Genomic DNA, 26149 nt, shown 5'->3' on the forward strand with positions numbered 1-26149 from the left:
TTCAAACCTCTCGCAGATAGGCTGCAATGGCGTGGAGAGACATAATCCGCGCGTCCGGGCAGAGATTGATCGCGGCCTCGGGCATCGCCGATGCGAATGCCTCGTCCGGATCCTGCACCAGCGCGATGCCGCCGAGAGCGGCGACGGCGCACAGCCCCTGCGCGCCGTCCTGGTTGGCGCCGGTCAGCACGATGGCGATCAGTGCCGCGCCATAAGCGTCGGCCGCGCTCTCAAAGAGCACGTCGATGGAGGGGCGCGAGAACAGCACGGGTTCGTCGCTGGACAGCGAGAGTGTCCGGTCCATTTCCACCAGGAGGTGATAGTCGGGCGGCGCGAAATAGACGGTGCCACCAACGACCGGCTCCTTGTCATCGGCCTCGCGCACCTCGATCTGGCATTTGTTCTGGAACAGCTCCGCAAGCACGCTGCGCTTGTCGGCGGGAACGTGCACGACCACCATGACCGGTAGTCTGAACCCCGCGGGCAGCGAGGGGAGAATGGCCGACAGTGCCTCCAGCGCCCCCGCTGACGCGCCGATCACGACCGCTTCCGAGCGCGCCGTCATTGGGCGCTCCTCTGGTAGATCTTTTCTTCGCGCACGAAGTCCACGAAGGAGTCCGCGTGGCCGGAAAACCGCAGGCTCTCCTTCGCGCCCAGCCCAAGAAAGCCTTTGCGCACGAGCGAGTCCTTGAACAGGCCCAGCGCGCGATCCTGCGCGGAGCGGTTGAAATAGATGAGGACGTTCCGGCAGGAGATGAGATGCATCTCGCCGAAGACCGCGTCCGTCACCAAGCTGTGGTCGGAGAACACGACCTTCCGTCGCAGGCTCTTGTCGAAGGACGCCCGGCCATAGGCGGCGTGATAATAATCCGACAGCGAGTTCCGCCCGCCGGATTTGCGGTGGTTCTCGGTGAAGAGCGGAATGCGGTCGAGGTTGAAAATGCCGGTTTCCGCGGCCCGGAGCGCGTCCTGATTGATGTCGGTCGCGTAGAACAAAGTCCGCTCCTCCAGGCCCTCCTCGCGGAACAGGATGACCATGGAGTACAGCTCCTCGCCGGCGCTGCAGCCCGCGATCCAGACCTTCAGCGACGGATAGGTGCGCAGGTGCGGCACCACCTTTTCCCGCAGCGCGCGGAAATAGGACGGGTCGCGGAACATCTCGCTGACCTGCACCGTCAGATAGCCGAGAAGACGCGGCAGCATGTCGGGATCGCGCATCAGCGCGTCCTGCATGGCCGAGAAGCTGGCAAAGCCCAGCTGCTGGCGCCCCTGCCGCAGCCGCCGCTTGATCGAGGCCATGGCATAGTCGCGGAAATCATAGTGATAGCGGTAATAGAGAGCATCCAGCAGCAGCCGGATCTCGATGTCCTCGGTCCGCTCGTTGGCAAGGTCCTCCGTCACCGCGGCATCCACACGCGCACGAGGGACAGGAGCTTCTCGACGTCGAGAGGCTTGGCCATATAGTCGTTGGCGCCGGCGTCGACGCATCGCTGCTGGTCGTCGGGCATCGCCTTCGCGGTCAGCGCGATGATCGGCAGCTTCTTCCACGCCGCATTCCGGCGGATTTCGCGCATCGCGGTGAGGCCGTCCATGACCGGCATCATCACGTCCATCAGCACCAGGTCGATCGCACCCGCCGCTGTATCCGCCGATTTCGCGAGGGCGTCGAGCGCCTCCTGCCCGTTGCGGGCGATCTCGACGATCACGCCTCTCGGCTCGAGGATGTTGGTCAGCGCGTAGACGTTGCGGATGTCGTCCTCGACGATGAGGATCCGCCGGCCCTCCAGCAGCGCGTCACGGTTCCGCGCCTTGCGGATCATCTTCTGTTGCTCGTCCGGCAGCTCGGATACCACCTGGTGCAGGAAGAGGCTGACCTCGTCGAGCAGGCGCTCGGGCGATTTGGCACCCTTGATGATGATCGACTTCGAGTAGCGGCGGAGCTTTTCCTCGTCGTCGACGGAGAGTTCGCGGCCAGTATAGACGATGACCGGCGGAAAGGCGTAGGCGCTCTCCTGGCTGAGGGTCTCCAGCAGCGAGTAGCCGGAAGCGTCCGGCAGGGTCAGGTCGAGCACCATGCAGTCGAAGGTCTGTTCCCTGAGCAGCGTGAGGCACTCGGCCGCCGTGCCGGCGGTGACGGTCTGCACGTCGTGCGACGACAGCAGCCGCGCGACGGCGTCCCGCTGCACCGGATCGTCCTCGACGATGAGCACCCTGTGGAGCCGCTGCGACAGCTTGGCTTCCAGCTTCTGCACCACCTCCACCAGTTGCTCGCGCTGCACCGGCTTCAGCGCATAGCCGACGGCGCCGAGCGAAAGTGCGGTCTCCATGTTGTCGGAGGCGGAGACGACGTGAATGGGAATGTGACGGGTGCGGACGTCGTGCTTGAGCCGGTCCAGCACGGACAGGCCGGACTGATCGGGCAGGCCGACATCGAGCACGATGGCGTTGGGCATGAACTGCCGCGCCATGGCGAGCGCCTCCTCCGCGGTTCCCGCGACCAGCGCGCGGAAGCCCATTTCGCGCGAGAGGTCGCGCAGGATTTCCGCGAACGAATCATCGTCCTCGACCACCAGCAGAACGCGCTTCTCGTCGGAAGGCGCGTTGCGGTCGTCCTCGACCTTCCGCTGGAGCCGCGCCGGGGTCGCGCGGGTTGGTTCCGCATCGGCCGGCGCCGGCATGGCCGGGCTCGGCGCCGCCGGGTCGCGAGGCGCGACCTTGGCGGGGTCGTACTCGGCTGGAATGGTCAGGGTGAAGGTGCTTCCCGCGCCCTCGCGGCTTTGCAGTTCGATCGAGCCGCCCAGAAGCCGCGCCAGCTGGCGCGAGATGGAGAGGCCGAGACCGGTGCCGCCATATTTGCGGCTGATCGTGCCGTCGGCCTGATGGAAGGCTTCGAAGATCGAGCGCTGCTGCTCCGGCGCGATGCCGATGCCGGTGTCGGTGACGGCGAAGGCGATCTTGCCGTCGCCCACCGGCCCGATCGACAGAGTGACCTTGCCGTTCTCCGTGAATTTGAAGGCGTTCGACAGGAGGTTCTTGAGCACCTGTTCGAGGCGCAGGCCATCGGTGTCGATCGTGCTCGGGCAATCGGGCGAGATGTCGACGATGAAATCCAGCCGCTTCTGCGCCGCCACGGGCTGGAACAGCGGCTGAAGACTGGTGGCGATGCGCTGGAGAGGCAGCGTCTCCGGCCGGATTTCCACATGCCCGGCCTCGATCTTGGACAGGTCGAGAATGTCGTTGATGAGGTTCAGCAGGTCATTGCCCGACGACTGGATGGTGCGGGCGAATTTGACCTGCTCGTCGCTCAGGTTGTCGTCGGGATTGTCGGCAAGCAGCTTGGCGAGGATCAGCGACGAGTTCAGCGGTGTGCGCAGCTCGTGCGACATGTTGGCGAGGAAGTCGGACTTGTAGCGGCTGGCTTGCTCCAGTTCGCGGGCCTTCAGCTGGACGGCGGCATTGGCGCGCTCCAGATCGTCGCGCTGCCTCTCCAACTGCTGGGTCTGCTCTTCCAGCTGCGAGTTGGTCTGCTCCAGTTCCACCTGCTGCTGTTCGAGCCGGGCCTGAGATTCCTTCAGGGCGCGGCTCTGTTCCTCCAATTCCTCGTTCGAGACCCGCAACTCCTCGCTCTGGGTCTGCAGCTCTTCCGACTGACGCTGCGTCTCGTCGAGCAGGGTCTGCAACTCGCTGCGATAATTCGCCGAGCGCACGGCGATGGCGATGGCGTTGGATGCCTCCGCGAGAAGCTCGACCGTCGCGGTGTCCACCGGCTGCAGAAAGCCGAGCTCCATCACCGAATTGACACTGCCGTCGACGCTGCCGGGCGAGATGGCGATGCTCCTGGGCTTGTCCTGTCCCATGGCCGAACCGAAGACGAGGTACCCGTCGGGCACATCGCTGATGAGGAGCGGCCGGTTTTCCGCAGCGGCCTGTCCGAGCAGCCCTTCGCCCCGACGCACCTCAAGGGGAAGCTCGGCATCGTCCGGCACGCCATAGGTGGCGGCGCGCCGGTAGCGCGCACCATCCGCGACGTAGACGGCACCCGCGACGGCGCCCAGATAGGTCGAGAGGAACGCCAATATGCTCCGCGTCAGCTGTTCGATGCCCGGGTCGCCCATCATCGCGGTGGCAAGCCCCATCTGCCCGCTCTGGAGCCATTCCTCGCGGCGGCGTGCCACGGTCGCCCGGCGAATGAGGAGGGCGATGGCCCCGGTGAGCAGGATGCCGAGGAAGCTGGACAGCAGCGTACTGGCGAGCGCGACCTTCTGCGACCAGTCCATTTCGATGAGCCGCTCGCGGCGCAGCCGGACCTCCTCCTGGGACAGGGCCGCGAGCTGCGTGCGGATCGCGTCCATCTCGACCTTGCCCCGGTCGGTCGTGACGATGGCCAGCGCGGCTTCCAGCCCCTGGGTCCGGCGCGTCTCGATGGTCTCGCCGAGTTCGGCCAGCTTGGCCGCCACATGCAATCGCAGCAGCGCCAGCCTCGGCTTCTGGGAGGGATTGTCGCTCGTCAGCTCGGCGACTTCGTCGATCTTCGCGGGAATAGCGGCTAGTGCGAGCTGGTAGGGTTCGAGATATTTGTCGTCTTCGGTCAGCAGGAAGCCGCGCTGGCCGGTCTCGGCATCCTGGACGCTCGAACGGATGGCCGCGAGCGCGATGATGACCTCGTGCGAATGGAAGATCCGCTCGCTATTGTCCTTCAGCGTCCTGAGATTGAAATAGGCAACGGTGCCGCTCAGCAGGAAGAACACGATGGCGCTGAAAAGGCCGACCGCGACCGAGGGGTCGAGCCCCAGCCAGCGTCCCCATCCGCCCGTCGCCGTACCTTGAGTCATGATGCTGCCGTCAGTGATGAGGAACGTTCAGGGGCGGGCAGGCGCGGAGTGAAATTCGCGCGCGTCGGGGCTGTGTGTGGTCGATGGCGGGGAGCGGACGGAGGCCTCGGGGGAAGCGTCGACGGCACGGTCATCTTCCACTCACCCGATGAATTGGCGCAGGGCCTGCGACAGTAGCGCGCCCGACAGTGGCTTGTTGAAGAAAATCCCGTTCTCGGGAACATCGTCGCCGCCGGCGGTCTGCCGGCCGGAAACGATGATGATGTGCAGGCTGGGCCAGCGTTCGCGGACATGTCTTGCCAATTGCAGCCCGTCCATCGATCCGGGCATCTCGATATCGGTGATGACGACGCGAATATCCGGGCGGGATGCGAGCAGCGTCAGCGCATGATCGGCATTCGCCGCCTCGATCGCGTCGAACCCGGCGTCCTCCACCATTAAAACGGTATCGATCCGAAGGAAAATCTCGTCCTCGACGACAAGGACGGTCGACTTTTCCGGATCCCGGCAGTCGGGCATGTCGATACCTGGGGGTTGCGCTGCGTAGCGGAGGGATGGCGGCGGGGTGAGGACGAGGCTATGAGCCGCTATAACCCCAAGGGTTTCATTCGGTTCCCTGCTCACGTGAATATTTGTCCGCTCATCGACAGCGCATTCGTCGGGAGCCGACATATTGCCGGCTAAGGACCTGATTGGGCTGTCTTCGTGCGCGGGCCACGGACACCGGGCGTGAATCACGCTTGGCGTGGCTGATGCGGTGATCTTTGTGAGAGTCCGGGAATGTTTCCAGGCGTGGAGCGCGAAGACGCCGGGCGCGGTGTACCGGAACCGGAGTTCGGCCAGGGGTGCCCTGTCGCATTGCGCATGAAACCTGTCGCACGGAGAACTTCAGCGGCGTGAACTTCGCCGCACAATCCGTCATGGCCGGAGGTCGTTCTCCGCGGCTTTTTCCATCCGGCTTCACCGGTTCTCAAAGGGGTCGACATGCGGGCCGTCAGGCATGTGGAGCAATTGGCCGCCTATGCGCTGGCCGATCTCGGCGGTCAGCGGCGCACGCTGGCGCAGAATGAAAGCGCGTACCCGCCCAGCCCGCTTGCCATCGCCGCCGGCCACGCCGCGCTGGAAAACGCCGCGCTCTATCCCGATCCCGACTGGACGGAGCTGCGCGCCGCGATCGCGGCCCAGCACGGGCTCGACCCCGCGACCATCCTGTGCGGCACCGGGTCGATGGACCTGATCAGTTGCACCATTCGCGCCTTCGCCGGTCCCGGCCGCGAGGTGCTCGCGCCCCGCTATGGCTATCTGTTCGCCGCCACCGCCACGGCGCAGGCCGACGCTACCTATGTGACCGTGGATGAAGCCCGCGGCATGGTCGATGTCGACGGGCTGCTGCGGGCCGTCACCCCGGCGACCGCCATGGTCTTCCTCTGCAATCCGGGAAATCCCACCGGCACCCGCATCCCGAGCCGCGAGATCCTTCGCCTGAGGGACGGGTTGCCGGCCTCGGTGCTTCTGGTCGTCGATCAGGCCTATGGCGAATTCGACGATCAGGACCACCGCGCGGTGTTCGGTCTGGTTGCGCGTGGCGACACCGTGGTGCTGCGGACCTTCTCCAAGGCCTACGGGCTGGCAGGCGTGCGGATCGGCTGGGGCGTCTTCCCGCCCGAGGTCGGCCGGGAGGTGCGCAAGCTGCAGAACTCCAACGACGTGACCGTCATCGCCCTCGCCATGGCGGCGGCGGCGATGCGTGACCAGCTGCATATGCGCGATGTCGTCGCCCGCACCGCCGCCACCCGCGCGATCTTCGCCGAGGGCCTCACCGCCGCGGGCTATGCCGTGCTGCCGAGCCACACCAATTTCGTCATGGTCCGCCTTGCGGATCGAGGCGAAGCCGACCGCGCCCATGCCGCCCTGCTCGGCGCCGGGCTGATCGCGCGGCAGCTCGGCGGCTACGGGCTGGCGGACAGCCTGCGCATCACCATCGGCCTGCCGGAGGAGATGCAGGCGGCGCTTGCGGTTCTCACCGGCCTCGCGCCGCGCTGAGCCCCCCGGAACGGCAGCGTGGCAGGACCTCCAACCGATGCTAGACGCCCCCATGTCCCTGTCGCACACCTTCGGGCATCTCGGCCAATCCGAGCGTCCGGTACGCATCGGCTTCTTCCTGGCGCCGGACTATCCGCTGATGACCTTCTCGGCGGCGCTGGACGCCCTGCGGCAGGCCAACCGCATCGCGGACCGCAAGGCCTTCGAATGGGTTCTGATCACGGCGGATGGAGGAGAGGCGCGCTCCAGTTCCGGCCTCGGCTTTCCGGCCAACGCCTCGCTCCGTAACGCGCCCCGTTGCGATGTCGTCATCGCCTGCGCCGGCGTCAACTTCGCCGCGGCCTACAGTCCGGCGCTGTTCAGCTGGCTTCAGCGGCTCTACGCGGAAGGCTGCGTGCTTGGCGCCATCAGCACGGCGGTGTTCTATCTCGCCAGGGCCGGGCTGCTGGAGGGCCGGCGCTGCGCCATTCATTGGGAATCGCTGGAAGCGTTCCGCCATGAATTTCCCGGCTGCCTCGCAACCGACGATATCTTCGCCATAGACGGGCGCATCCTCACCTCGTCGGGCGGCACCGTTACGCTCGACATGATGCTGTACCTGATCACGCAGATCGAGGGGCGCGATCTCGCCTTCAGGATTTCCGACCAGTTCAATCATTCCCGCATCCGCCGGCAGCACGACAGCCAGCGCGTGCAGGCGGAGGATCGCTTCGACGTCCGCCATGCCAAGCTCGCGCAGGTGATCAAGCGGATGGAAGGCAGCCTGTTCGAGCCGGTCGGCATCGCCGCGCTGGCGGACGCGGTGGGTCTGTCCTCGCGCCAGCTGGAGCGGCTGTTCCGCACGCATCTCGGCACCAGCCCGTCGAAATTCTACATCGGGCTGCGGATGGAGCGCTCGCGTGACCTGCTGCTGCATACCGAATTGTCGGTTGCCGAGATCGCCGGCGTCTGCGGCTATGAAACGGCCTCGCATTTCAGCCGTTTCTATCGCCAGCACTTCAAGGAAGGCCCGCGGGCGACCCGTAAAGCCGACCGGGCGAGCCGGATGACGGCGCGCTGAGCATGTCGCATCGTGCAGGCTCGATGTCGGCTCGCGACATTCTGCATCGGCGTCAGGGCTCTTAGTGCTGATCTGGCCGATAACGCGACCCGCACGGAACAGATGGACGATCGAAAGACCACCACCGGCGCCGGCTATATCGCCTCCGTGCTCAAGGGCGCTGGCGTGCGCCATCTCATCGGCTATCCGACGAGCGAACTGTTCGACGCCGCCGCCGAGCTGGACATTCCCCCGATCATGGCGCGCTCGCAGCGCGTGGCGGTGAACATCGCCGAGGGCTGCGCCCGCACCGCGCAAGGCGCCGAGCCGGTGGTGGTGACGGTGCAATATGGGCCGGGCGTCGAAAGCGCGTTCGGCGGCATCGCGCAGGCCTTCAATGATCGCGCGCCCCTGCTTTTCCTGCCGACCGGCTATCCGCGCGACTCCCAGGGCGTGGCGCCGAATTTCGAGGCGCAGCGCAGCTTCCAGCACATCACCAAATGGAGCGAGCGCGTCTCCCGGACGCAGGACCTGCCGCGTCTGCTGCACGCGGCGCTGTCGCGCCTGCGGCAGGGCAGCCCCGGCCCGGTGATGCTGGAACTGCCCGCCGACCTGCTCGCCGAGCCGTTCGAACCGCCGGCCGCTGACTGGCCGCTGCTCCCGCGCAGCGCCCCGCAGGCCGATCCGGCGGAGATCGCTAGCGTAATGCGCAGGCTGCTGAACGCGGACAACCCGCTGATCCTCGCAGGTCAGGGTGTGCTGGCGGCGGGTGCGAGCGAGGAACTCGTCGCCTTCGCCGAGCGGTTCTCGATCCCGGTGGCAACCACGCCGAACGGCAAGAGCGCCTTCCCGGAGACGCATCCGCTCGCGCTCGGCGCCATCGGGCGCGCGCGGCCGGCAACCGTCGATCATTTCCTGGGCAAGGCCGATATCGTGCTGGCGCTCGGCAGCAGCCTGACGCGCTCCTACTACATCCTGCCGATTCCGCCGGACAAGACGATCCTCCAGGTCACGCTCGACGCGGCCGACATCGGCAAGGACTACCCCGTCGCCCAGGCGGTGATCGGCGATGCGCGCGCCGTGCTCCGGCAGATGCTCGATGCCGGCCATCCGGCGCGGGAGGGCAGGGGCCTGCGCGAGGAGATCGCGGCCGTGCGCCGCCGCTTCCTGGAGCGATGGGCGCCGCTGCTCGCCGCCGACAGCCACCCCATCTCGCCGTATCGCGTGGTCGGGGAAATGATCGCCGCGCTCGATCCGGCCCGCACCATTCTCACCCACGATGCCGGCAATCCGCGCGACCAGCTCATGCCGTTCTACGCGGCGACGATGCCGGGCGGCTATGTCGGCTGGGGCAAGACCACCCAGCTCGGCAGCAGCCTCGGCTTTGCCATGGGCGCGCGGCTCGCCCGGCCGGACCGGCTGTGCGTCGCGCTGATGGGGGAGGCCGCCTTCGGCATGACCGGCATGGATTTCGAGACCGCGATCCGTTGCGACCTGCCCATCCTCGTCGTGCTGCTGCGCAATGGCGTGATGGGCGGCTCCGCCGCCGGCATGCCCAAGGCGACGGCCAAATACGGCGCCAATCGCGTCACCGGCCGCTACGCTCCGATCGCGCAGGCGCTCGGCGGTTATGGCGAAAGCGTCGCTGATCCGGCCGACCTGCGCGCGGCCCTGCTGCGCGGCATCGCGCGGGTCGATGGCGGACAGGCGGCGCTGATCGAGGTGGACACCCACGAGGAGCCCCGGCTTCCGGGACTCTGGCAGAAAGAGCTCTAGATGTTCGACACGCTCATCACCGGCGGCACCGTCGTCAATGCCGAGGGCGCCGCACCGGCCGGGCTCGCGCTGAGCGGCGGGCGCGTGGCGGCGCTGCTCGCCCCCTCCGAGAGCGCGCCCGCGCGGCGGACCATCGACGCTTCCGGCCTCTACCTCCTGCCGGGCCTCGTCGACGCGCATGTGCATCTGCGCGAGCCCGGCCTCACGCATAAGGAGGACGTCACGTCCGGCACGCAGGCGGCGGCGCTCGGCGGCGTGACGACGCTGCTCGACATGCCGACCGACGAGCCCTGGACGGTCAGCCCGGAAGACCTTGCCGACAAGGCGGCCGTCACGCAGGGCCGGCTGCATGTCGATGTCGGATTCCAGGTCGCGGTGCGGCACGGCGGGCCCGACCGGACCCGCTTCACCGGCCTCTCGCCGGTCTCCTTCGAGGTCTTCACGGCCGACGTCCCCGAGCTCTTCCTGTTCGACACGATCGATCGCCTGACGCAGGCGCTGGCCGCCTTTGCCGGCAGCCGGCAACTCGTCGGCGTCTCGCCGGGCGACCAGTCGATTCTTGACGGACAGGCCGCGCGCGACAGCGCGGGCGACGCGGCCGCGTTCGGCCGCAGCCGGCCGCCGCTCGCCGAGGCCAACGGCGTCGCGCGCGCCGTGCTCGCGGCGGCGACGACCGGCGCGCGCATCCATGTCCGGCAGATCAACGCCGCGCTCGGCGTCGCCACCTGGCGCCGGATGCGCGATCTCGCCGACGCCTCCGTCGAGACGACGGTGCAGAACCTGTTCTTCACCGCCGCCGATTATGAGACGCAGGGCGCGCGCCTGAAGGCCTCGCCCCCTTTTCGCGATCTCGCGGATGTCGAAGCCCTGCGCGCCGCCCTCGCCGAGGGGCTGATCGACATCGTCGCGACCGACCACGCCCCGCACGCCCCGGCGGAGAAGGCGGCGCCGTACTCCGCCTTTGCCGACATTCCCGGCGGCATGCCGGGCGTGCAGACCCTGCTGCCGGCCATGCTGCGGCTGGTGGAGGAGAAGGTGATCGACCTGCCCGCCCTGGTGCGCCTGTGCGCGTGCAATCCCGCCGCCCGCTTCGGCCTCGCCACGCGCAAGGGGCGGATCGCGCCGGGCTTCGATGCCGACATCCTCTTTCTCGATCCGCGTGGCGAAACCCAGATCCGCGACGAGGCGCAGCTGTCGCGCGGCGGCTACACCCCGTTCCACGGCTGGACCGTGCCGGGCGCGCTGAGGGCGGTGCTGCTGCGCGGGACCGAGGTCATGCGCGACGGCCGGCTGGTCGGGCCTCCCCACGGCCAGGTGGTCGGCGGCACGTTCTGAACGACCCGGAGGGCGGGCTCGGCCATGACGCGGGAAGGCGCCATCAAGGGGAGGTGTTCATGGATCGGGAACGGGGTGGCAGGACCGCGCCGGCGTTCGGTGCCAGTGGCGGGCTCGGCGGGGCGATCGCGCGCGCTCTGCCGCGAAAGGCACGAGCGTGGTGGTTGCCGACATCAACGGCGCGGCCGCGCAGGTGACGGCCGACGACATCGCGCAGGCGGCGCCGGGCGTGTCGCCTTCCTCGACCGGCAGAAGGCGCAGCGCGGGCCGTTGAGGACGTGGCGGCACAAAGCACTGCCGCCATTCCGGTCCGCCGCTAGGGCGGTCCGCGCGAACAGGGCGATACCGTCGCCTGCCTCGCGAGTACGCGCGCCTCTTAACAATACCGGCAGCGCGGTGCGCGTCGATGGCGGGCTGATCGCCAGCGTCCGAGGGCGGCATGGGCGGCGGGATCGAGTATCGCCGCCGTCCCCCGCCCCGCATGTCGCATGCTGCATATTTTGCTGCCATTCCCGCCATTCACGCGCACGGCGCCACCGACATAGTGGAGGCGATCGGCCATTCGTCGATCGGCCACGCGTCCCCCGCTCGGGTCGCATGGCCGCGCACCCCCAAGCTCACGATCACCTTCCCATGTCGCTGATGTCCCGCGCCGGCCTCGCCCCGGCGTCCCGCCTTCGCCAGCTCGGCCCGATGATGTTCAGCCTCCTGGTGGTCATCAGCGGGAACGCGGTTCTCACCTCGGCGCTCTCGCTCCGGCTCGCGCAGCCGCATTGGGCGGAATGGGAGGTGCAGTGGCTGCTCACGGGCTTCCCCGCCGGCTTTCTCGCCGGGTGCGTGCTGGGGCGGGTGCCGGTGGCGCGGCTCGGCCACCAGCGAGCGTTCCTGGTGCTGGGCGGCGTGGTGGTGCTGGCGGCCCTCGGTCTCGGCCTCACCGATCGGATCGAGGTGTGGCTGCCGCTGCGCTTTCTCAACGGTTTCGCCGTCGCCGCGATCTTCGTGGCGATGGAGAGCTACATCAACCTCTACGCCGAGCCGCGCCGGCGCGGGGTCTATTTTTCGCTCTACATGGTGGCGACCTCGCTGGCCGTGGTGATGGGCCAGATCGTGATCACGGCGGTCGGCACCGAATCGCCCTATCTGTTCGAGGTCGGCATGCTGGTGTGCCTGGCCGGCCTGCTGCACTGCCGCTATGTCGGCCGCGCCTGGCCGTCCTTGTCGGTGCCGCTCGTGTCGGCGACGCTCGTGCCGGCGCCGCCGGAGCGTCCCGTCCCGACGCGATGCGGCAACTTTGCCAGCCTGTTCCGCAGCGCGCCCGCGACGATCATCTGCGTGTTCCAGGCCGGCATGACCAATATGAACGTCGTCGCGCTCACGCCGATCTACGGCGCGCAGATCGGCCTGCCTTCCATGCTGTCGATCGCCATGGTCACGGCGTTCATGACCGGTGGCCTGCTGGCGCAGGCGCCTGTCGGCTGGCTGTCGGATCGCACGCCGCGGCTGCTGCTCCTGCTGGTGCAGAGCCTGCTCGCCTGCGCACTCTGCCTCGTGATCGTCCTCATCGGATCGGCTGCGCCGCTGTTGCTCTGGTTGGTGTTCTTCGCATATGGCGCGGCGGCGCTGACCATGTATCCCGTCGCCAGCGCGCATGCCAATGCCCAGATCGACAGCCGGCAGATGGTCGCCGCCTCCGGCCTGCTGCTGTCGCTTTATTCGCTCGGCAACATTGCCACGCCGGGCACCGCGGCCGGCCTGATGAGCCGCTTCACGCCGGGCGCCCTGTTCGTGATGCTTGGGGCCGGCGCCGTGCTGGTCGGCGCTACCGCCCTGTTCAGTCTGGTGCGCGAGCGCCGTGGCGCGGCGCGCCCGGCGGCCCGGTGACGCTCACATGCGCGCCGGTCTCAATTTCATCGGCTTTCCCGAACAGAAAATAGGCGTCATGCTTTCGGGATGGACGGTGGTTCGATCGAACGCGCGGTGAAAGGGTTCCCTCGCGATTCGGGTGAGATGAGGCTGCGATTTGGAAGAGCTGACCCGAGCCGCCGAAAGACCCTGCGCACCATCGCCGCGAACCGGCAGTGCGTCCGCTGCCCCGCCCATCCGCGTCGCTTTCGTGCTAACGCCAGGCTTCTCCTTCATCTCCTTCGCCTGCGCGATCGACGTGCTGCGCGTCGCCAACATGCTGAGCGGGCAGACGCTGTACAGCTATCGGGTGCTGTCGACGGTGGAAGGGCAGGTGCATGCCAGCAATGGCACGCCGGCTGTGCCGGAAGCCCATTTCGAGAAGGGCGGGGACTGCCAGCTCATCGTGGTTTTCGCCAGCTATGGCGCCGAGCAGACCGAGGACGAGGCCCTGTTCGCGTGGCTGCGTCGTGCCTCCCGGCGCGGCACCTGCATCGCGGCCGCCGGCACGGCGCCTTACATCCTGGCGCGAGCCGGCCTGCTCGAAGGGCGCCTCGCGGCGCTGCACTGGGAAAGCATCAATTCCTTCATGGAGGAGTTTCCCGGCCTTGGCGTGTGCGACCGGGTGTTCGTCGAGGACAAGAACGTCTGGACCTGCTGCGGCGGCACCTCCGCCTTTGACATGATGGTCGCGCTGGTGGCGCGCGATCATGGGGCGGAGCTGTCACGCGCGGTCGCCGATCAGCTGGTCTATCCGTCGGTGCGCAAATCCGGCGACACCCAGCAGCGCAGCGCCGAGCGGCTGCGGCTGGTGGACCCGGAACTCGCCGCTCTCATCAAGCTGATGGAGGGCACGCTCGAAGACCCTCTCACCCTCGAACAGCTGGCGCGGCGCGCGCACCTGTCGCCGCGCAAGATGCAGCGGCTGTTCGCGACGCGCATCGGCCGCACGCCCAAGCAGTTCTATGTGGAGCTGCGCCTGGCCCGCGCGCGCAGCCTGCTGTCGCAGACCCGCATGCCGGTGGCGGAAATCGCCGTGTCCTGCGGCTTCAGCTCGGCGTCGCACTTCAGCAATCTCTATAAGCGCGTCTACCAGATCAGCCCGCTCGCCGAGCGGGCGCGCGCGCAGGCGAGTGCCGGCGGCAGCTATAATCTCGCCTCCTCGATGCCTCCGAAACAGGCCTATCGCTTCACGCCCGCGGCCGACGGTCCGACCGGCGATCACGCCGGCTCGTAGCCGTTCACAAAGCCGAGCAGCAGCTGGATGCCGCGATCGAGGTCCGCCATGTCCAGATGCTCATCCGGGTTGTGGCTGCCATGGGCGTTGCGCACGAAGATCATCCCGGTGGGAATGCCGGCGGAGGCGAACACCGCCGCGTCGTGGCCGGCGCCGCTGGAAAGAACGGGTGCCGCCAGACCCAGATGCGCCGCCGTCCGCGACAGGCGTTCGACGATATCCGCGTCCATGCGGCCCGGCGCCCATGAGTAGGCCTCGCCGAGATCGATGCGGGTGTGCCGCCGGTGCCCGGCCGCGTCGGCGAGACGCTCGATCTCGCGGCGCACGGCGTCGAGGTCGTCCTGATGCTCGGAGCGCACATCCAGCGTGAAGCCGAGCTCGCCCAGAACACGGCTGCCGCCATGCTGGGCGGGATCGCTCTCCACCCGCCCGAAGGTGAGGGTGAACTCCTTGCCCGCCTCGGCAAGCCGGTCCCACAGCGCTTCCAGCGCGTTGACGAATTCGGTGAAGCCGAGAACGCTGTCGGCGCGGCTCCGGCGCGGCTCGGCGCCGGAATGGGCGTAGGTTCCGAGACAGCGCGCCCGCTGGTAGCGGAAGCCGCCATTGATGGCGGTGACGATGCCGAGCGCGCAGCCGCGATCCACCAGGCGCGGGCCCTGTTCGATGTGCAGCTCGACGAAGGCCGCGATGCGGTCCGGCTTGATCTGCCGCTCGCCGCGCGCCACCGCCCGCGGATCGAAGCCGGCCTCCCGCATGTGCTCGGCAAGGCTGCGTCCGGTGTCGGCGCGAGGGGCATCGAGGGCGTCGTCGGGCAGCAGTCCGAGCGCCGCCCGCGAGCCGGGATAGGACACGGGGAACCACGCGGCCTCTTCCGAGCGGATCGCCATCACCGTCACGTCGCGGCTCGGCCGGCCGCGCTCGCGCAGGGCCGAGAGCGCCGCGACGCCGGCCACCACACCGGCGGCGCCGTCATAGTTCCCGCCATGGGGAACGCTGTCGAGATGCGAGCCGATGACCAGCGCCGGGAGCGTGCGATCCGCTCCCGGCAAGGTCAGATAAAGGTTGCCGGCGGCATCGACGCGGGCCTGCGCGCCAAGGCGCTCCGCCTCGCGCCGCACGATGTCGTGGGCGCGCTGCTCGCCCGCGCCATAGGCCGCGCGGGTGACGCCGGGCGCATCGCCTGTCGCCGCCGCGATCTCCTCCAGCAGCCGGGAGGCCAGCGCGCCCGCGGGCGAAAGTGCCGTCACCTCACGCCGCCTGCGCCGTGAACGGGTGCTGCGCGATCCAGTGACGGGCGATCTGCGCCCGCCCGGCGAACCAGACGGCTTCATGGGCCATCATGTGATCGAGCAGCCGCTCAAGCGCGCCGATCCGGCCCGGACGTCCGATCAGTCGGTTGTGCAGTCCGACCGACATCATGCGCGGCATCACCGCGCCGCGGCGGTGCAGCCAGTCGAAGGAATCGCGCACATAGGTGTAGAAGTGCTCGCCGAGGTCGAAGCCCTGGGCCCGGGTCATCCGGCTGTCGTTATTGTCGAGGCTGTAGGGCACGATGAGGTGCGGCCGGCCGTGTTCGGTCGTCCAGTACGGCACGTCGTCGCTGTAGGAATCGCAGTCGTAGAGGAAGCCGCCCTCCTCGACGAGCAGGCGCCGCGTATTGATGCTGGGCCGGCCCGTGTACCAGCCCACCGGCCGCGTGCCGGTCATCTCCTCGATGACCCTGATGCACCGCTTGATGTCGGCGCGCTCGTCCTCTTCCGAGACGGTGTGGTAGTCGATCCAGCGATAGCCATGGCCCGCGACCTCGTACCCCGCCTCGCGAATGGCGGCGGCGACCTGCGGGTTGCGTTCCAGCGCCATGCCCACGGCATAGATCGTCAGCGGCAGGTTGCGCTCGCGGAACAGCCGCAGGATCTCCCAGAAGCCGACGCGGCTACCATACTCGAAATTGGATTCGACGTTCAGGTGGCGCTCGCCGAACATCGCCGGCGGCGAGTCCAGATCGGTCAGCACCGTCTCGGAATGCGGATCGCCGTGAAGGATGGAGTACTCGCCGCCTTCCTCGTAGTTGAGGACGAAGGAGACCGCGACGCGCGCGTCGCCGGGCCAGTGCGGGTTGACCGGGTTCGGGCCATAGCCGATCAGGTCGCGGGGATAGCTCTGCATGAAAGATCCTTCATTGGTCCCCGGAGCGCCCCGGCGGGCGGGGCACTCCGGTCACTTTGCGGTCAGATGAGGCCCTTGGAGGCCAGGAAGCCCTGGGCGGTGGCCTCGACGCTCTTCTTGTCGACGTCCACCTCGGCATTGAGGCGCGCCATGACATCGGCATCCAGCAGGGCGGAGACCTTGTTGAGCAGCGTGCCGATCTGCGGATTCTTGTCGAGCACCTCCTGCCGGACCACCGGGGCCAGGATGTAGGAGGCGAAGACCTGCTTGTCGTCCTTGAGCGCGACGAGATCGAAGGCGGGGATGCGCCCGTCGGTGGCGAAGCCGAGCGAGACGTCGACCTGCCCGTTCTTCACCGCGTCATAGACGAGGCCCGAGCTCATGACCTTGGTGTTGGGACGGCCGAAGCTGTAATCATAGGTCTTCTCGACCAGCTTCAGCCCGTCGACACGCTGGGTGAATTCGGGATCGCAGGCGAAGGTGACCGTGGTCCCGTCCGTGATGAGCTTGGCCATGTCCGACATGCTGGTCAGCTTGTGCTTGGCCGCATTCTCCTTCGTCATCATGAAGACGAAGGTGTTGTCGGCCTTGGACGGTTCGAGCCAGACGATGCCCTTCTTGGCGTCCAGCTCCTTGACCTTCTTGTAGGTCTCGTCCGGCGGCAGCGTTTCCTTCACCTTGTTGTAGCTGAGGAGCGAGGTGCCGGTATATTCCCAGTAGACGTCGATCTGGCCGTTCTCCATCGCCTGCCGCACGACGCTGCTGCCCATGTCGACCTTGCTGTCGACGGTGAAGCCGTTCTTCGCCAGAAGCTGCGAGGTGATGGAGGCCAGGATCAGTTGCTCGGTGAAGTCCTTGCCGCCGACCACCACGGACGGGCCGGCGGCGAAGCCGGGGGTGGCCGAGGCGAGCAGGCCGACAATGCCGGCCGCGATGATGAATTGACGCCGTTTCATGCTGTAGACCCTCTGGTTTGTAGTGAGGCACTAGGTGCCCGTGTGTGGATGGGTGAGCAGCTGGGCGAGCAGGCCGATCAGCAGATCGGCGAGCAGGGCCAGAAGGATGACCGGGATGGCGCCGGACAGGATCGTGCCGAACTCATAGACGGCGATGCCGCTGAAGATGAGCTGGCCGAGCCCGCCGCCGCCGATCAGGAAGGCGAGCGGCGCCGTGCCGACGGCGAGCGAGATCCCGGTGCGCAGGCCCGCCATGATCGCCGGGAAGGCCCAGGGCAGTTCCACCTGCACGAGGACCTGCCGCGGCAGCATTCCCATGCCGGCGCCGGCTTCGAGGAAGTCGGGCGGGACGGTGGTCAGCCCGACATAGGTGTTGCGCACGATCGGCAGCAGCGCGACGAGGCAGAGCGCGAGCACAACCGGCGGCGTGCCGAGGCCGAGCACGGTCATCGACAGGGCGATCACCGCCAGGCTGGGAATGGTGTTGCCGATATTGAGCAGCTGGATGACCGGCTCGGCCACCCGGCGCAGGCGGGGGCGGCTCAGCAGCACGCCGAGGGCGAGCCCGGCCACAGCCGCCGGCAGGAAACCCTGCAGCGTGATCACGACGTGCTCGCGCGCAAGATAGGTGATGTCCTCCCAATGGTCGGCGAAGGCCTCCTCGTTTCCGGTCGCCACCACGATGAACCAGCACACCAGCGCGGTGAGGAGCAGCGGCAGCGACTCCTGCAGGAGCTTCACGAGACCGGAGCGGAGCGCCGACGACGACATGGCCGCCTACCTCCGCTCACGATAGGTCTGGCCGAGCCTGTGGGTGATCGCCGCCTGGCTGATTTCCCCGTCGAAGCGGCCTTCCCCATCCGTGCAGGGCAGCCAGCCGATATCGCCGCGAAACATGTTCGACACGGCGGTGCGCAGATTGTCGTCGAGGGAGACGCTCGTCGCCGGCGTCATGGCGCTTTCGAGCGTGGCGGCCGGCACGCCGGCGGACAGGCGCGCCTGCGTGACGTAGCCGACCGGCCGTCCCGCGCCATCGAGCACGGTGAGGTGCTCCCGGCCCTGCGCGTTCATGAGGGCGAGCGCCTCCTCCACCGTCCGGTCCTGGGACAGCGCGGGAGCGTCCGCCACGCGCGCCGAGCCGACCCGGATCAGCGCGAGCCGCTTCAGCTCGCGGTCCTTGCCGACGAAATCGGCGACGAAATCGCTGGCGGGGTGCGCGAGCAGTTCGTCCGGCGCGGCGAACTGTTCGAGCCGGCCGGCCCGGAACAGCGCGATCTTGTCCGCCATCTTGACCGCTTCGTCGATGTCGTGGCTGACGAACACGATGGTCTTGCGCAGCCGCTGCTGCATCGCCAGGAACTCGTCCTGGATGGATTCCCGGTTGATCGGGTCCACCGCGCCGAACGGCTCGTCCATGATCAGCACCGGCGGGTCGGCGGCGATGGCGCGGGCGACGCCGACGCGCTGCTGCTGGCCGCCGGACAGTTCGGCGGGATAACGATGCAGGAAGTGGCCGGGCTCGAGGCCCACCGTCGCCAGCACCTCGGCGGCGCGGCGACGGGTGCGCGCCTTGTCCCATTTCAGCAGCCGGGGAACGATCGAGACGTTCTGCTCGATCGTCATGTGCGGGAACAGGCAGATCTGCTGCACCACATAGCCGATCGAGCGCCGCAGCTCGGCGATGTCGAAATCGTCGAGATCGCGGCCATTGATGCGGATGGTGCCGGAGGTGCGCGGGATCAGCCCGTTGAGCATCTTCAATATGGTGGTCTTGCCGCAGCCCGAGGGGCCGAGCAGCACGCACGTCTCTCCCGCCGCGATCCTCATGCTGACGCGGTCGGCCGCGAAGGTGTCGCGGTTGTTCGACGAGAACACCTTCGAGAGATTTTCGATATCGATCATGAGGCGCCTCCCGCGCGGCGGCGCAGGCCGGGAGAGGTGAGAAGCCGCTGCACCTGCAGCAGCACCAGGTCGATGAGCACGGCGAGCAGCGCGATGGCGACGGCGCCGGTGATGAGCTGGCGCGGATCACTCTGGGCGATGCCGCGGCTGATGAGGCGCCCGAGGCCGCCCGCGCCGACATAGGCCGCGACCGCCGCCACGCCGATATTGGAGACGACGGCGATACGCACCCCGGCCATGATCATCGGTACCGCCATCGGCAGCTCGATCCAGAACAGGCGCTGCCAGGGCCGCAGGCCGATGCCGCGCGCGGCCTCCATCAGGGCGCTGTCGAGGCCGGAGATCGCGACATAGGTGTTCCGCACGATCGGCAGCAGCGAATAGAGCACCACGGCGACCACGGCCGGGACGGTGCCGATGCCGTGGCCGATCGGCGAGAGGATCGGAATCAGCACGCCGAACAGGGCAATCGAAGGTATCGTTAGAAGAACGGTCGCAGCCCCGAGCACAATTCTTGAAGCGATGCGGCTTGAGCAGATGATGATGCCGAGCGGAACGCCGGTAAGGATCGCAATGAATACAGAAGAAAATACGATGACGATGTGCTGGATCGTTAGATCGAGCAGGGTCGAAAAATTTTCTACTATGTATGTCAATATGTCCATTGGCGGATCAGGTCTGCATCGCGTCTTTTCATGGTTATGATGTTAGCGTGCCATGAAAGAGGCGCCTCGCGCATTTACGACGGGATTTATCGCGAATCCGCACGACTTGATCGCTTTGACGGCGCAATTCCACCTTGACCATAAAATGGGCAAGCGGGCTTTTGTCGGCGATGAAACGCGGGGCGCGGCGGGTTGTCGGCTATGATCCTCGCGATCGCGAATCGGTATTCCCAGCATGAACATCGAAGCCTTGCGGAGCTTTCTGCACGTAACCGAAAGCGGCAGCTTCAGTCTCGCCGCGCTGAAGATCGGGGTGATGCAGTCGACCGTCTCGGCCCGGATTCACTCTCTGGAAGAAGAGCTGGGCGCTTCTCTGTTCAGCCGCTCGAAAAGCGGCGTCGTGCCGACGGCGGCGGGCCGCGAATTCAAGGCCTACGCCGAAAAGATCGTGCAGAACTGGGACCAGGCGCGCCAGCAGGTGGGCCTGCCCAAGGGGTATTCCGGCATCTTCCGTCTCGGCGGGCCGGTCACGCTGCAGGACGATCTCAGCATCGCCTGGGTGGCGTGGATGAAGCGCCACGCCCCGCATGTCGCGCTGCAGATCGAGGCGGCGCGCTCGGAGGTGCTGACCGAGGCCATCCTCTCCGGCACGCTCGACGCCGGCATCATGTACCTGCCCATGCATCGCCCCGGGCTGGTCGTCGACGTGCTGCTGCACGAGAACCTGACCCTCATCGCCCATGCCGAGGCCGCGGCCGACTGGCGCAGCCATTACGTCAGGGTGGAATGGGGCGACGATTTCCGCGGCGGCTTTTCGGAAGCCTTTCCGGATCTTCCCGCTCCGGTGCTCTCGGTCGGGCTCGGGGCGCTGGGGCTTAAATATGTGCTGGCGCTCAAGGGCGCGGCCTATCTGCCGCAGAGCCTCGTCGCCGGCCGCCTCGCCGCCGGCGAACTGGTCGCCGTTGCCGGGGCGCCGGTGTTCCGCCGGCCGATCTACATCGTCTACCCGGCCAAGCCGCGCGAGCCGGAAACCCAGCACCTCGCGCTGGAGGGGCTCCGCAGCCTCGCCGCCATGCCGGGCGACGCCCCCCGCGACCAGGACGACGCCTGAGCCGGTGGACCGGCCGCCCGGCCCGGGCGTCGCGTCAGACCAGCGGCCCCGCCTGCTCGGCGATGAGGCTGTATTCGCGCGGCCGGCGGTAGCGGGAGAAGTCGAAATTCACCTTCCGGCAGATGTCGATCATGTCGAGATCGGCCCGGTGGATGATCACCTCGTCCTCCTGCGAGGTCGCGAGCGCGGCGATCTCCCCGCTCGGCGCGATGATGCAGGAGCCGCCGAGCAGATGCTGGCCGTCCTCGAAACCCGCCTTGGCCGCCGCCGCGACCCACACCGTGTTCTGATAGGCGCCGGCCTGCATCGGCAGGTGGTTGTGGAACATGCGCAGATGCGCCAGCGAGGGCGCCTCTTCCAGCTGCACCGGCGTATTGTAGCCGATGAGCACCACCTGCGCCCCGTTGAGGCACAGCATGCGATAGGTCTCCGGCCAGCGCCGGTCGTTGCACAGCGCAAGGCCGATGCGCGCGCCGCGGAAGCCGTAGACCGGAAAGCCGAGATTGCCCGGCTCGAAATAGCGCCGCTCGAGATGCACCGTGGTTCCGGGTTCCGGCATTTCCGAACCCGGTACGTGGATCTTGCGGTAGCGCCCGATGATCTCGCCCCCGTCATCGACCAGCGCCATGGCGTTGAACCGGCGCTGGCGGTTGCCGTCCCGCACCAACTCCGAATAGCCGAGCGCGAAGCCGATGCCGAGCTTGCGCGCGGCGTCGAACAGCGGGCGCGTCTGCGGGCCGGGCATCTGCGTCTCGTAGAACACGTCGATGTCGCTTGCGGGCAGGTCCCAGCGCGGAAAGAAGGTGGTGAGCGCCATTTCCGGGAACACGGCAAGGTCGGCCCCCGCCAGCGCGGCGCGCTCAAGCAGGGCGACGAGCCGCTCCACCACCTCGCGGCGCGAGGTGCTGCGCTGGACCGGGCCGGTCTGGCAGGATGCGAGCGTCAGGAAGCGCGCCATGGCTGGGTCTCCTCGAGCGGTCTCATAAGGGTTGCCGGGTCCGCCGCCCGGCGGGGTACGAAGCGGCCGGCGGGCGGCAGGGAACTGAGCGTGCCGCGGTCGAGCACGAGGGTCCCGCGCACCAGCGCCGTTTCCGGCTTGCCGGTGATCGCGTGCCCTTCGAAGGGGGTGAAGCCGACATGGGACTGCAGCGCCTCGGCGCGGATCTCCCAGCGGTGCCCGGGGTTCCACAGCACGAGATCGGCGTCGAGGCCGATGGCGATCGCGCCCTTGAGGTGATCGAGCCCATAGGTCTGTGCCGCCGCGCCGCCGGCAAGGTCCAGATAGCGCGCCAGCGAGAGCCGCCCGGTGACCAGCCCTTCGGAGAACAGCAGCGGCAGCCGCGTCTCCAGCCCCGGCACGCCGCTTACCGCGCGGTCGAAGCGCGCGGTCTCGCCCTCTTTCAGCTTGTCGCTCAGCCGATAGGGCGAATGGTCGGATGACCAGAGCCGGATCGCGCCATCCTCCATCGCCTGCCACAGCGCGGCGTTGTCGGCGCTCGTGCGGGCGGGCGGGGCGAAGATGTAGCGCGCGGCTTCCGCGTCCGGCGCGTCGAGCCGCGCCCCGGTCAGGAACAGATATTGCGGGCAGGTCTCGCCGATGATCGCGACGCCGCGCCCGGCCGCGCGCACCACCTCGTCGAGCGAGGCGCCCGACGAGACATGCACGATGACGAGGCGCGCCCCGGTCACCTCCGCGAAGGCGGCGACGCGGTGGGTCGCTTCCCGCTCGGCGACGGCGGCATGGGCGAGCGTGTGATAGCGCAGCGCGACATCCCCGCGCGCCAGCAGCCGGTCGCGCATCCGCTCGATGATCGCGTCGCTTTCGGCATGAAGCATGACGGTGACGCCGTGCGCCCGGGCTTCGTCCATCATGGCGAGCAGGCGGCGGTCGCTGACGGCGAAACCCTCATAGGTGAGGAACGCCTTCACCGAGGGTACGCCCTGCCGGACCAGATCGGGCATCTGCGCGTCGATGGCGCCGCTTTGCTCGGTCACGACCGCGTGCAGTCCGTAATCCACCACCGACCTGCCCCGTGCCAAGGCCTGCGACCGGGCGACGGCGTCGAGCGTGCTCATCTGCGGGCCGGGCATGGCGAAGGGCACGATGCAGGTGGTGCCCCCGAACAGGGCGGATGCCGAGCCCGAGGCGAAGCCGTCCGCCGTCGTCGCGCCGCCCCAGGACGGCTGGTCGAGATGGCAATGCGCGTCGATGCCGCCCGGCAGCACCCAGCGCTCGCGGGCATCGATGATCGTCGCGCCGGAAAGGTCGGTGCCTAGCGCCGCGATCTTGCCGCCCTCTATGGCGATGTCGATCGTCCGCCAGCCATCCGGCAGGCCGACCCGGCCACCCTTCACCACGATTTCATGCATGAGCGTCCTGTCCTTCCGTCGGCGGTTCCGGCGTCATCAGCGGCGCGCCGTCGTTCGCGCGGCCGGCGGTCGCTCAGAGTGCGGCCGTCACCATGATCTCGACGCGGTATTTCTCGCCGGCCATGCGCGCTTCCACCGTCGCGCGCACCGGCATCGCCGCCGGATCGATCCACGCGTCCCAGACCCCGTTCATCAGGTCGAAATCGGAGATGTCGCGCAGCCAGATCACCGCGCTGAGCACGCGGCTCTTGCTGGTGCCGGCGAGGGCGAGATAGTGGTCGATCTTGGCCAGCGTGTTGCGGGTCTGCTGCACCACGTCGACCTCGATGTCGTCCGAGGTCATGCCGGCGAGATAGACGGTGCCGTTGTGGGTGAGCACGCGGCAGAAGCGCGCGCCGTTGTCGATCCGGTTTATGTCCATCGGCACCATCCGTCAGTGGGTTGCAGGCGCGTCGAAGCGTGTCGGCGCGAGATCGTTCTCGGTGAGGCCGAGCCGGGCGAGGTCGTCGGGCACTCCCTCGCTCCGCAGCAGGGAGGCGGCGAGGCGGGACAAGGCGGGCGAGGTCTTCACCCCGTAGCCGCCCTGTCCGGCGAGCCAGAAGAAGCCCTCCGCCGCTGGATCGAAGCCCGCCACGGGAGAACCGTCCGGCGCGAAGGTCCTGAGCCCCGCCCAGGAATGCGACACCCGCCGCACCCGGAGGGTGGTGGCGCGCTCCAGCCGTTCCACGCCTATCGCGACATCCATGTCGTCGGCATAAGCATCCATCGGCGCGGACGGCGTGGCGTCCGAGGGCGAGACGAAAAGCTGGCCGGCATCGTTCTTGAAATAGAATTCGTCGCCGACATCGTTCACCAGCGGCCAGGCGCGTATGTCAATTCCCTCGGGCGCGGGGATGTTGAAGGCGGTGCGGCGAAGCGGAGCGAGGCCGAGCGGGCGCACGCCGGCCATCCCGGCGATCTCGTCGGCCCAGGCGCCGGCCGCGTTCACCACCACGGGCGCGACATAGGCGCCGGCCGCCGTCTCCACCCGCCACGCGCCGCCGATGCGCTCCAGCGCGGTGACGGCGGCATTGACCTCGATCCGGGCCCCGCGCCGCCGCGCCCCGCGCAGGAAGCCCTGGTGCAGGCCGTGGACGTCGACCTCCATCGAGTTCGGCTCGATGAAGGCGCCGGCGAGATAGTCCTCCCGCAAAACCGGCACGCGCCGCCGCGCCTCCTCCGTGCTGATCCGGCTCATGCTGGGAACGAGGGCCCGCCCACGTTCCAGCTCTGCCGCCAGCCGGTCCATCTGGTCGGCGCGGGCAATGGTGATCATGCCGCGCGGCAGCAGGATGTCGTGGTCGCAGAAGCCGGCCGGCGGCGCCGACAGGAAGTCGCGGCTGCCGAGTGCCAGTCGGCGGACGATGGCGCTGCCGTAATTCTCGGTAAAGCTCGCGGCCGAGCGCCCGGTCGCGTGAAAGCCGCAGGACGCCTCGCGTTCCAGCAGCACGACGGTCCGGCTCCCGGCCATCTCGAACGCGGCACCGGCACCGGCGATGCCCCCGCCGAGGACGATGATGTCAGCCGAGGCGATAAGCCCGCAGGGGGTGCTGGCGGCCATGAAACGTCAACGTCGCTGGTGGTGAACGGTGGTGCATGTGCATCAATCGTCGCTCAGCTAACATCGAAATATTGAATTTTGCAATCGTATGATATCGAAAAAATAATTGACAACATTATCATGTTCAATACGCGCATGTTCGCGGATCAGGCGCGGACGGCGCGCGCCTGACGGTCCCGCCGGCCTTCCCGCAGGCGACGACACGGAGACCCGAAGCCGCGTCAGGCGTTGAAGTGGCCGCGGTGGGCGTGGAACAGCCGGCTGATGAAATCCATGACGATGCGCACGCGGGCAATGTCGCGCTGCGATTCATGAACCACCAGCCACCAGGAGCGCGTGAGCCGCACGGTGTCGGGCAGCACGGGCGTCAGATCGGGGAATTGGGCGCCCAGGAAATGCGGCAGTACCGCCAGTCCCGCACCGGAACGCGCGGCATTCATCTGCGCGATGATGCTGGAACTCTGGAAGGTCGCCCGCGCGCCGCGCGCGGCCTCGTCGAGATAGTCGAGTTCGGCGGTGAAGATCAGGTCGTCGATATAGTCGATGAAGCGGTGGCGCTTCAGGTCGTTGGCATCCCGGATCGCGGGCGCGTCCGCGAGATAGTCGGCGCTGCCATAGAGGCCCAGCGAATAGTCCGTGAGCTTGCGGGTCGCCAGCCGGCCCTGTGTGGGAATGGCCAGCACGATGGCGAGGTCGGCCTCGTGCTTGGTGAGGTTGAACAGGCGCGGCATGGCGACCAGTTGCACCGTGAGATTGGGATAGGAATCCAGCAGCGGGCGCAGGTGGCGGGCCAGGAAGAAGGCGCCCACGCCGTCGGGAGCGCCGATGCGCACCGTCCCGCCCGCCGACAGGTCGCGCCCGCCGATCTCTTCCTGTGCCAGCAGGATCTGGTTCTCGACGATCTCGGCCGCTTCCATCAGCCGTTCGCCGGCGGCGGTCAGCGTGACGCCGGACGGGCTGCGTTCCACGATCTTCGTGCGCGCGGCCTCCTCCAGCGCCGTGAGGTGGCGGCCGATGGTCGAATGCTTGACCCCGAGCGCGGCGGCCGCGCCCGACAGCGTGCCGACCCGTGCCACGGCGAGCAGGGCGCGCAGGTGTTCCCAGTTCGGCGTCGTGCTCATGCTGCTTCGCTCGTCATCTGTCGCACACTCGGCGTCAGGCTAACCTGTTTGTCGAAAGATGCACAACGGGTGGTCAAAATTTGGGGATATCTGT

Annotated in this window: 22 protein-coding genes; 7 read left to right on the forward strand and 15 right to left on the reverse strand. The window is 67.9% G+C overall.

Annotated elements, in window-relative coordinates:
* Position 1 precedes the first annotated feature (1 nt).
* From MKI84_RS13350 to MKI84_RS13365, 4 genes are all read right to left on the reverse strand, one after another.
* Positions 2-565 (reverse strand): chemotaxis protein CheB, encoded by a 564-nt coding sequence (locus MKI84_RS13350; RefSeq protein WP_241620205.1) that lies wholly within the window; start codon positions 563-565, stop codon positions 2-4.
* A complete protein-coding gene (locus MKI84_RS13355; protein ID WP_241620207.1) occupies positions 562-1401 on the reverse strand; it encodes a CheR family methyltransferase in 840 nt (279 codons plus the stop codon). The genes MKI84_RS13350 and MKI84_RS13355 overlap by 4 nt, the downstream gene beginning before the upstream one ends.
* Positions 1398-4832, reverse strand: a complete 3435-nt coding sequence (locus tag MKI84_RS13360) for a response regulator (RefSeq protein ID WP_241620209.1) — start codon at positions 4830-4832, stop codon at positions 1398-1400. Before MKI84_RS13360 ends, MKI84_RS13355 begins: the two co-directional genes overlap by 4 nt.
* A 141-nt stretch (positions 4833-4973) precedes the next feature.
* Positions 4974-5456 carry a response regulator gene (locus MKI84_RS13365; RefSeq protein ID WP_342593637.1) on the reverse strand — a complete coding sequence of 161 codons (483 nt, stop codon included), beginning with the start codon at positions 5454-5456 and terminating at the stop codon, positions 4974-4976.
* 360 nt (positions 5457-5816) lie between these two features.
* Here MKI84_RS13365 and MKI84_RS13370 point away from each other — a divergent pair, with 360 nt between their 5' ends.
* The 6 genes from MKI84_RS13370 (at position 5817) to MKI84_RS13395 (ending at position 14164) form a co-directional block, all read left to right on the forward strand.
* Positions 5817-6875 (forward strand): pyridoxal phosphate-dependent aminotransferase, encoded by a 1059-nt coding sequence (locus MKI84_RS13370; protein WP_241620211.1) that lies wholly within the window; start codon positions 5817-5819, stop codon positions 6873-6875.
* A gap of 52 nt (positions 6876-6927) precedes the next feature.
* Complete coding sequence (locus tag MKI84_RS13375; RefSeq protein ID WP_241620213.1) at positions 6928-7935, forward strand: GlxA family transcriptional regulator; 1008 nt, start codon at positions 6928-6930, stop codon at positions 7933-7935.
* A gap of 12 nt (positions 7936-7947) precedes the next feature.
* Positions 7948-9690 (forward strand): thiamine pyrophosphate-requiring protein, encoded by a 1743-nt coding sequence (locus tag MKI84_RS13380; RefSeq protein ID WP_342593638.1) that lies wholly within the window; start codon positions 7948-7950, stop codon positions 9688-9690.
* Positions 9691-11025, forward strand: a complete 1335-nt coding sequence (locus MKI84_RS13385; RefSeq protein WP_241620217.1) for a dihydroorotase — start codon at positions 9691-9693, stop codon at positions 11023-11025.
* 633 nt (positions 11026-11658) lie between these two features.
* Positions 11659-12906 carry an MFS transporter gene (locus MKI84_RS13390; protein ID WP_241620219.1) on the forward strand — a complete coding sequence of 416 codons (1248 nt, stop codon included), beginning with the start codon at positions 11659-11661 and terminating at the stop codon, positions 12904-12906.
* A gap of 232 nt (positions 12907-13138) precedes the next feature.
* Positions 13139-14164 (forward strand): GlxA family transcriptional regulator, encoded by a 1026-nt coding sequence (locus MKI84_RS13395; protein ID WP_241620221.1) that lies wholly within the window; start codon positions 13139-13141, stop codon positions 14162-14164.
* On the opposite strand, the gene MKI84_RS13400 is transcribed toward MKI84_RS13395, so the two are convergent.
* The 6 genes from MKI84_RS13400 to MKI84_RS13425 form a co-directional block, all read right to left on the reverse strand.
* Positions 14149-15411, reverse strand: a complete 1263-nt coding sequence (locus tag MKI84_RS13400; protein ID WP_241620223.1) for a Zn-dependent hydrolase — start codon at positions 15409-15411, stop codon at positions 14149-14151. The genes MKI84_RS13395 and MKI84_RS13400 overlap by 16 nt on opposite strands.
* 1 nt (position 15412) lies before the next feature.
* Positions 15413-16330: an allantoinase PuuE gene (gene puuE / locus MKI84_RS13405; RefSeq protein ID WP_241620225.1), complete on the reverse strand. Its 918-nt coding sequence runs from the start codon at positions 16328-16330 to the stop codon at positions 15413-15415.
* 62 nt (positions 16331-16392) lie between these two features.
* Complete coding sequence (locus tag MKI84_RS13410) at positions 16393-17286, reverse strand: glycine betaine ABC transporter substrate-binding protein (protein ID WP_241620227.1); 894 nt, start codon at positions 17284-17286, stop codon at positions 16393-16395.
* A 30-nt stretch (positions 17287-17316) separates the two neighbouring features.
* Complete coding sequence (locus MKI84_RS13415; protein ID WP_241620230.1) at positions 17317-18057, reverse strand: ABC transporter permease; 741 nt, start codon at positions 18055-18057, stop codon at positions 17317-17319.
* Positions 18058-18063: 6 nt separating this feature from the next.
* Complete coding sequence (locus MKI84_RS13420; protein WP_241620231.1) at positions 18064-19188, reverse strand: ABC transporter ATP-binding protein; 1125 nt, start codon at positions 19186-19188, stop codon at positions 18064-18066.
* Positions 19185-19853 (reverse strand): ABC transporter permease, encoded by a 669-nt coding sequence (locus MKI84_RS13425; protein WP_241620234.1) that lies wholly within the window; start codon positions 19851-19853, stop codon positions 19185-19187. The genes MKI84_RS13420 and MKI84_RS13425 overlap by 4 nt, the downstream gene beginning before the upstream one ends.
* A 235-nt stretch (positions 19854-20088) precedes the next feature.
* Between MKI84_RS13425 and MKI84_RS13430 the strand changes: the two genes are divergently transcribed.
* Positions 20089-20964, forward strand: a complete 876-nt coding sequence (locus MKI84_RS13430) for a LysR family transcriptional regulator (protein WP_241620236.1) — start codon at positions 20089-20091, stop codon at positions 20962-20964.
* Positions 20965-20998: 34 nt separating this feature from the next.
* Here the strand turns inward: MKI84_RS13430 and MKI84_RS13435 are convergent, their stop codons facing one another.
* From MKI84_RS13435 to MKI84_RS13455, 5 genes are all read right to left on the reverse strand, one after another.
* Entirely contained in the window at positions 20999-21922 is a 924-nt protein-coding gene (locus tag MKI84_RS13435) for a nitrilase-related carbon-nitrogen hydrolase (RefSeq protein ID WP_241620237.1), read from the reverse strand.
* Positions 21907-23334 (reverse strand): dihydropyrimidinase, encoded by a 1428-nt coding sequence (hydA, locus tag MKI84_RS13440; RefSeq protein ID WP_241620239.1) that lies wholly within the window; start codon positions 23332-23334, stop codon positions 21907-21909. Before hydA ends, MKI84_RS13435 begins: the two co-directional genes overlap by 16 nt.
* Positions 23335-23407: 73 nt before the next feature.
* Positions 23408-23755 carry a RidA family protein gene (locus MKI84_RS13445; RefSeq protein WP_241620242.1) on the reverse strand — a complete coding sequence of 116 codons (348 nt, stop codon included), beginning with the start codon at positions 23753-23755 and terminating at the stop codon, positions 23408-23410.
* Positions 23756-23767: 12 nt separating this feature from the next.
* Positions 23768-24934 (reverse strand): NAD(P)/FAD-dependent oxidoreductase, encoded by a 1167-nt coding sequence (locus tag MKI84_RS13450; protein WP_241620244.1) that lies wholly within the window; start codon positions 24932-24934, stop codon positions 23768-23770.
* Between the two features lie 221 nt (positions 24935-25155).
* Complete coding sequence (locus tag MKI84_RS13455) at positions 25156-26055, reverse strand: LysR family transcriptional regulator (RefSeq protein WP_241620246.1); 900 nt, start codon at positions 26053-26055, stop codon at positions 25156-25158.
* Positions 26056-26149 lie beyond the last annotated feature (94 nt).

This window comes from Ancylobacter gelatini, from assembly GCF_022601675.1.
In the GTDB taxonomy this organism is placed as follows: domain Bacteria; phylum Pseudomonadota; class Alphaproteobacteria; order Rhizobiales; family Xanthobacteraceae; genus Ancylobacter; species Ancylobacter gelatini.